Here is a 5,677-nt window from a genome sequence, read left to right on the forward strand (position 1 = left end):
TCCCTACTCCCTACTCCCTGCCGAGCGCAAAAAGACTAGTGAAGCGCAAACCCTACTTAATGAAGTGAAAGATAATACCATTGCAGATAAAGTTTTAAAATAATGATGACCAAAAATTGACAATATACTAGCAGAGTCTAGATAATATATATCTTCTAGGCCATAATTTCTAATGTAAATTCTGTTATGTTATTGCCAAATAACCGTGGTTTCAGGTAAACCCGTGGACTTAAAGCAAATATTTAAAACCAGACATCCAATCATTGGGGTAGTACATTTACAGCCTCTACCAACCTCACCCCGTTGGGGAGGCGACCTCCAAGCCATTATTAGTAGAGCAGAAAGAGAAGCCACAGCCCTTGCATCAGGTGGCGTAGATGGCATTATCGTAGAAAACTTTTTTGATGCTCCTTTTGTCAAAGACCAAGTTGACCCCGCCGTAGTTAGTGCCATGACATTGTTAGTACAAAAGATTATGAACTTGGTTTCCCTACCAATTGGAATCAACGTTTTGCGTAACGATGGCCAAAGTGCGATGGCGATCGCCTCCTGTGTACAAGCCCAATTTATTCGTGTTAATGTCCTAACCGGAGTTATGTCTACGGATCAGGGGTTAATTGAAGGAAAAGCACATCAACTTTTACGCTATCGTCGAGAATTGGGTAGTGATGTCAAAATCTTTGCAGATGTTCTAGTCAAACATGCCCAACCATTGGGCGAACCAAATTTAACTACAGTTGTCCAAGAAACTATTGAACGTGGTCTAGCTGATGGAATAATTCTTTCCGGTTGGACTACTGGAAGTCCCCCTACATTGGAAGATTTGAAATTAGCTAGTGCCGCAGCATTAGATACACCTGTATTTATCGGCAGTGGCGCTAACTCGAATAATATTTCTACCTTGATGCCGGCTGCAGATGGTGTTATTGTCTCTAGCTCACTGAAGCGACATGGCCATATCGACCGGCCAATAGATCCTATTCGTGTGAGTCAGTTTGTGGAAGCTACTCAGCGAAGTTTATCAAATCAGAGACAAGATCATGAAAATTGGCAAAAAGAGACTAATAATTTGCCTTCTCCTCTAAAAAATTAGGAATCAAAAATATCAATGTAAATTATGATTCACTGAAACTCTAACCTATGGATTAAGGGGTGTTCAAGTCAAATTATGGTGGCGATCGCCACCATAAGTGTACTGGAGAATCTATTTAACTATAGTCAAATTATCATTCATCTATTATAAGTCATCAGTTCACAGTTAATATTTTTAACTTTGTGCCTTAGGGTGGGTCATTTCAGTTATCAGTTATCAGTTATCATTACCTCTAGCTGTTTGCGGAGCATGACCTAGGAAAGCAAGAGGCTTGAAGTACGGAATTATTTTTTCTCTTGGTCGATTAGATATGGCGCAGGTTTCCTCGCCATCTCTCGACCGCTTTTTATCCCCTTAAAAGGGGAGGCGCATACCCACGATTTTTCGGTAACAAGAGAAGGAGCTACAATATTGGCCCCATCATATACTTGATGACTTAATTAGGGTTTGCTGAATAAAGTTTTTTGGCAAGGGCAGGAGCTAGAATTTCCGTTTGTCATGCTACGCAAACAGAATCGGTGAAGTCATGAGAAATGGGAATTATAGAAGAGGTAGTTAGAAGAATTGTCCCTTGATTGTTCTGCCATAATCATCTCAACTGGAGTTTAGACTAAATTTTGGGGTCTTCAGATAGTTTGCTCAGAAGCAATGAAGACTTGAAACTCAGAACCCTTGGAGAATATCAGGGGTGCTGATGTTTTCAATGAATAATGATTATTTTTCTTTTTTGGCGAGGCAAGGGTGAAGCTGACTTTATTCAAACTATTCAAAAAGTCTTTCCAGGGCACAATTAACCCATAGCACAACCTGTAGATAATTGACTGAAAAGTCTTTGCAATGCTGCAATGCGAAATAGTTTCAGTCTTGTTGGCCTATCTCAGTATTCTCCCTCGGCAAGTTTCCGGCCTGCCTTAATTAGTCTAAACTCCAGATCTCAAAATACTAGCTTTTTGAGCCTTTTCCACCGAAAAACTGCTACTTTTTTAGATCAAAAAATGCTACAACCAATATTAGTCAATGCTTTGAGAATTAATCAGCAAACCCTAATTAAATATGTAGCACAATAGTTAGCCTTATTGAGTGTGATTCAGAAGTCTTAATTAGTCTCTATACTGAAATATTTGGTGTGTTTAACCTATTGAGTTTTTTTTGCCTATATTTATACTTAACGATTGTAAATATTTACCTTTTACCGTAAATCTAGATACTAATAAAATCTTCTGACTTAATGTAGTTAAGAGGTGGATATTATAGCAATTCTCAAACTTATGAGGTACAAAGTTTTAGGTTTGAGGGAATAGGGAACAGGGAATAGGGAACAGGGAATAAAAAGAGAAAAAGATAACTGTACCTCACAACTTTGGGAAACACTATAATGTTTGGATTAGCAATTAAAATTGTGGTTTGTAGAAATTCACTAATTTGAATCGCTACTATTGAAATTAGTGAAATTATATATTTTTAATGTATCGCTGCTACATTATTTTTAGGTAATCTCTTCATCTCCTCAAGCTATTTATACAGTAATAAATCTGAAGTTGCATATCTAAAATAAGCTCGTAACTTAAGGAAAATATATACTAAAAAGTAAACAATATTTTTCTCACCTCATTGCCAATAAAAAATGCAATTTTTAATAAAAAAATAAATATTAACGCCTATTGTAGCAGAAAAATAAATAGTAAATTTTATTCAAATTACAGACCTCAGAGCAGCTAAAATTTTTGTCTACCGATCAGAGAATTACAGTTTTAAGAACTGGATTTTGAGCATCAATTAAAGTAAATAGTGAAAACAATATTATTAAAATAATAGTAAGTCTATATTGTTATTTTTCCGAAATCAAACAGAGAAGATTTGTTGTAAATACTGATAGGCTATAATATAAAGTGAATCTATAATAATTCTTAACTATTCGGATAGACTGCTAGTTTATTCTTGGAGCAGGCTTGTTCAATAAATTTTAAACCTTGACTAATCATGGTTTTGAGAATTATTAAATCCTCAAAAAGTGTAATAAATAAACTTTTGTATAGCATCAATATCAATATACCGATTGAAAAAAAAGTAGTAAAACAATGAAATTAAAATGATGTAAAAGCTTGACCTTGTTCCCTGTTCCCTAACCTAATACTTAGAAATTTTTCAGCAGATCGTAGATATAGCTATTTTTTTTTATATTACCTACAGATGTTCAAACTTTTCGGTACGCATCAAAATACCATTCTAAAAAATATTAAACACTGGCTAATAGAAAACCGCAGATTATTACTAACAGCTTCAACCTCAGCAGGTGTAGTAATACTTTTACGCTCATTAGGTCTTTTGCAATCTTGGGAATGGACACTTTACGATTATTTTTTTCGCTTACGTCCATCAGAATCATTAGATCCCCGTATTGTAATTGTAGGAATTGATGAATCAGATATACAAAAGTATGGCTATCCAATAAACGATCAATCAATGGCTGAAATACTACAAAAGTTACACTCACTTCAACCTCGTGCCATTGGTCTAGATATATATCGTGATTTCCCTAGAGAACCTGGCTATAAAAATTTTGTAAAAGCTCTAGAAAATATTCCTAATATAATTGGTATTGAGAGAATAGGAATAAAAGATAGTTTAGGAATCAAACCACCTGAAATTTTAGCTCAAAAACAACAAGTAGGATTTAATAATATACTAACAGATGCCGATGGAAAAATTCGCCGTGTCTTCCTCTATATGCACTTAGAAGATGGTAACTTTAGGAAAAGTTTTCCACTTAAACTAGCTTTAAGTTATTTAAAAAAAGAAGGAATTGAGCCAAAAGCAGCCAATAAAGCCAACGATTTACAATTAGGTCTAGCTGTATTTCACCGTTTGAAAAGAAATGATGGAGCTTATATTAGAGTTGATGCAGGTGGCTATCAAATTTTAGCAAACCCCAGAAAAATATCAGAAGGTTTTCATATAGTTTCCATGAATGATTTACTGTCTGGAAAAATCACTCCAAACTTATTCAGAGACAGGATAATTATCATTGGTTATACTGCAACTAGCGTTAAAGATTTTCATAGAAATTCTTACAGTAGTAGTTTATTTAATGCTCCCAAAGAAGTATCTGGAGTAGAATTACAAGCTAGTTTTTTGAGTCAAATTTTGAGTTCAGCACTAGATGGTAGAGTCAATATTAAATTTTTTCCTGAACCTATAGAATGGTTATTAATTGTTGCTTTTTCTTATCTAGGTGCTAATTTAAGTTGGCAATTATTATTACCAAAAAAATCAATTATCACAATATTATTTATCAGTATTAGTTTGATTGGATTTTCTTATATTGTCTTTATTGATAGTGGTTGGTGGTTTCCTATAATTCCCTCAATATTTGCCCTTAGCAGCTCTGCTGTTATGATTATGTTTCATCTTGCTCACCTAAAAGAAGAATGGCAGAAATCCACAGAATTTTTCCAGTCAGTTATTAATGCAATTCCTGACCCTATCTTTGTCAAGGATAAATATCATCGTCGCATTGTTTTGAATGAAGCTTATGGTAAATTTATTGGTTATTCTGTAGACGATCTACTTATCAAAACAGACTACGAATTATTTCCTCAAAATGAAGCTAACATATTTTGGCAACAAGATGAGTTAGTATTTAGAACAAATCAACAGCAAGAAAATGAAGAATATTTTACAGATTCTCGTGGAATTACTCATATAATTGCGACTAAAAGAACTCTTCATCAAGATGCGGCAGGAAATTTATTTTTAGTAGGAGTAATTAGAGATATTACCGAACGAAAAAAAATGGAGGAAAGTCTGAAGGAAACAGCAACAAGATTAAAGATTGATAATGATAAACTAAAGCTTTTAGGAGATTCTTTACATCATCAGGCCAATCACGATCCCCTCACAGGATTACCTAATCGTAAGCAATTTCATGAGCGTTTAAGTCAAGCTATTGAGTGTGCAAATATGAATGAACAAATGGTTGGTTTACTATTTCTAGACCTAAATGGATTTAAAGCTGTTAATGATACCCTGGGTCATAATATAGGAGACTTACTATTAAAATTAGTAGCGCAAAGATTGCAAGGGTGCTTAAGAGGAAGTGATACAGTGTCCCGACTTGGAGGTGATGAGTTTACTGTGATTTTACCAGGTATTCCAGGACAACTAGGAGCTTCTAGAGTAGCTGAAAAAATTCGCAATACAATTAATCAACCTTTTAAATTAGAAGATCATATTGTGCCAGTGGGAACAAGTATTGGTATTAGTATATATCCTCTTGATGGTAGAGACATTGACCAACTAATTCATCACGCTGATGCTGCTATGTACGAAGACAAGAAACAGCAGAAGAAACAACGATAGAAAAGACAACGATAATTTTACCCAGGAATATACTACTGAATTGAATAATTTAATATTTGATTAATTTGTGAAAGTTTCCTGTTTTTTATCTTTGATAAAGTAATACTTGAATACAGTTTGCTGAAAAAGTTTGATGGTGATGATAGGTAACAGCGAACAGCGGTGCAACCCCGTAATATAGTCGCAAGCGGTCAGATACCGCGTTGGCGTCAGACGCGAGGGAAT

Annotated in this window: 2 protein-coding genes; both read left to right on the forward strand. The window is 34.7% G+C overall.

Annotation, left to right across the window (positions count from 1 at the left end; genetic code table 11):
• Positions 1–223: 223 nt before the first annotated feature.
• Positions 224–1,093, forward strand: a complete 870-nt coding sequence (gene btpA / locus AC3DU7_RS23255; RefSeq protein ID WP_488041673.1) for a photosystem I biogenesis protein BtpA — start codon at positions 224–226, stop codon at positions 1,091–1,093.
• Between the two features lie 2,190 nt (positions 1,094–3,283).
• On the forward strand, positions 3,284–5,452 hold the full coding sequence (locus AC3DU7_RS23260; protein WP_488041672.1) for a CHASE2 domain-containing protein: 2,169 nt from the start codon (positions 3,284–3,286) through the stop codon (positions 5,450–5,452).
• Positions 5,453–5,677: the final 225 nt, after the last annotated feature.

Source organism: Okeania sp. (assembly GCF_983059655.1).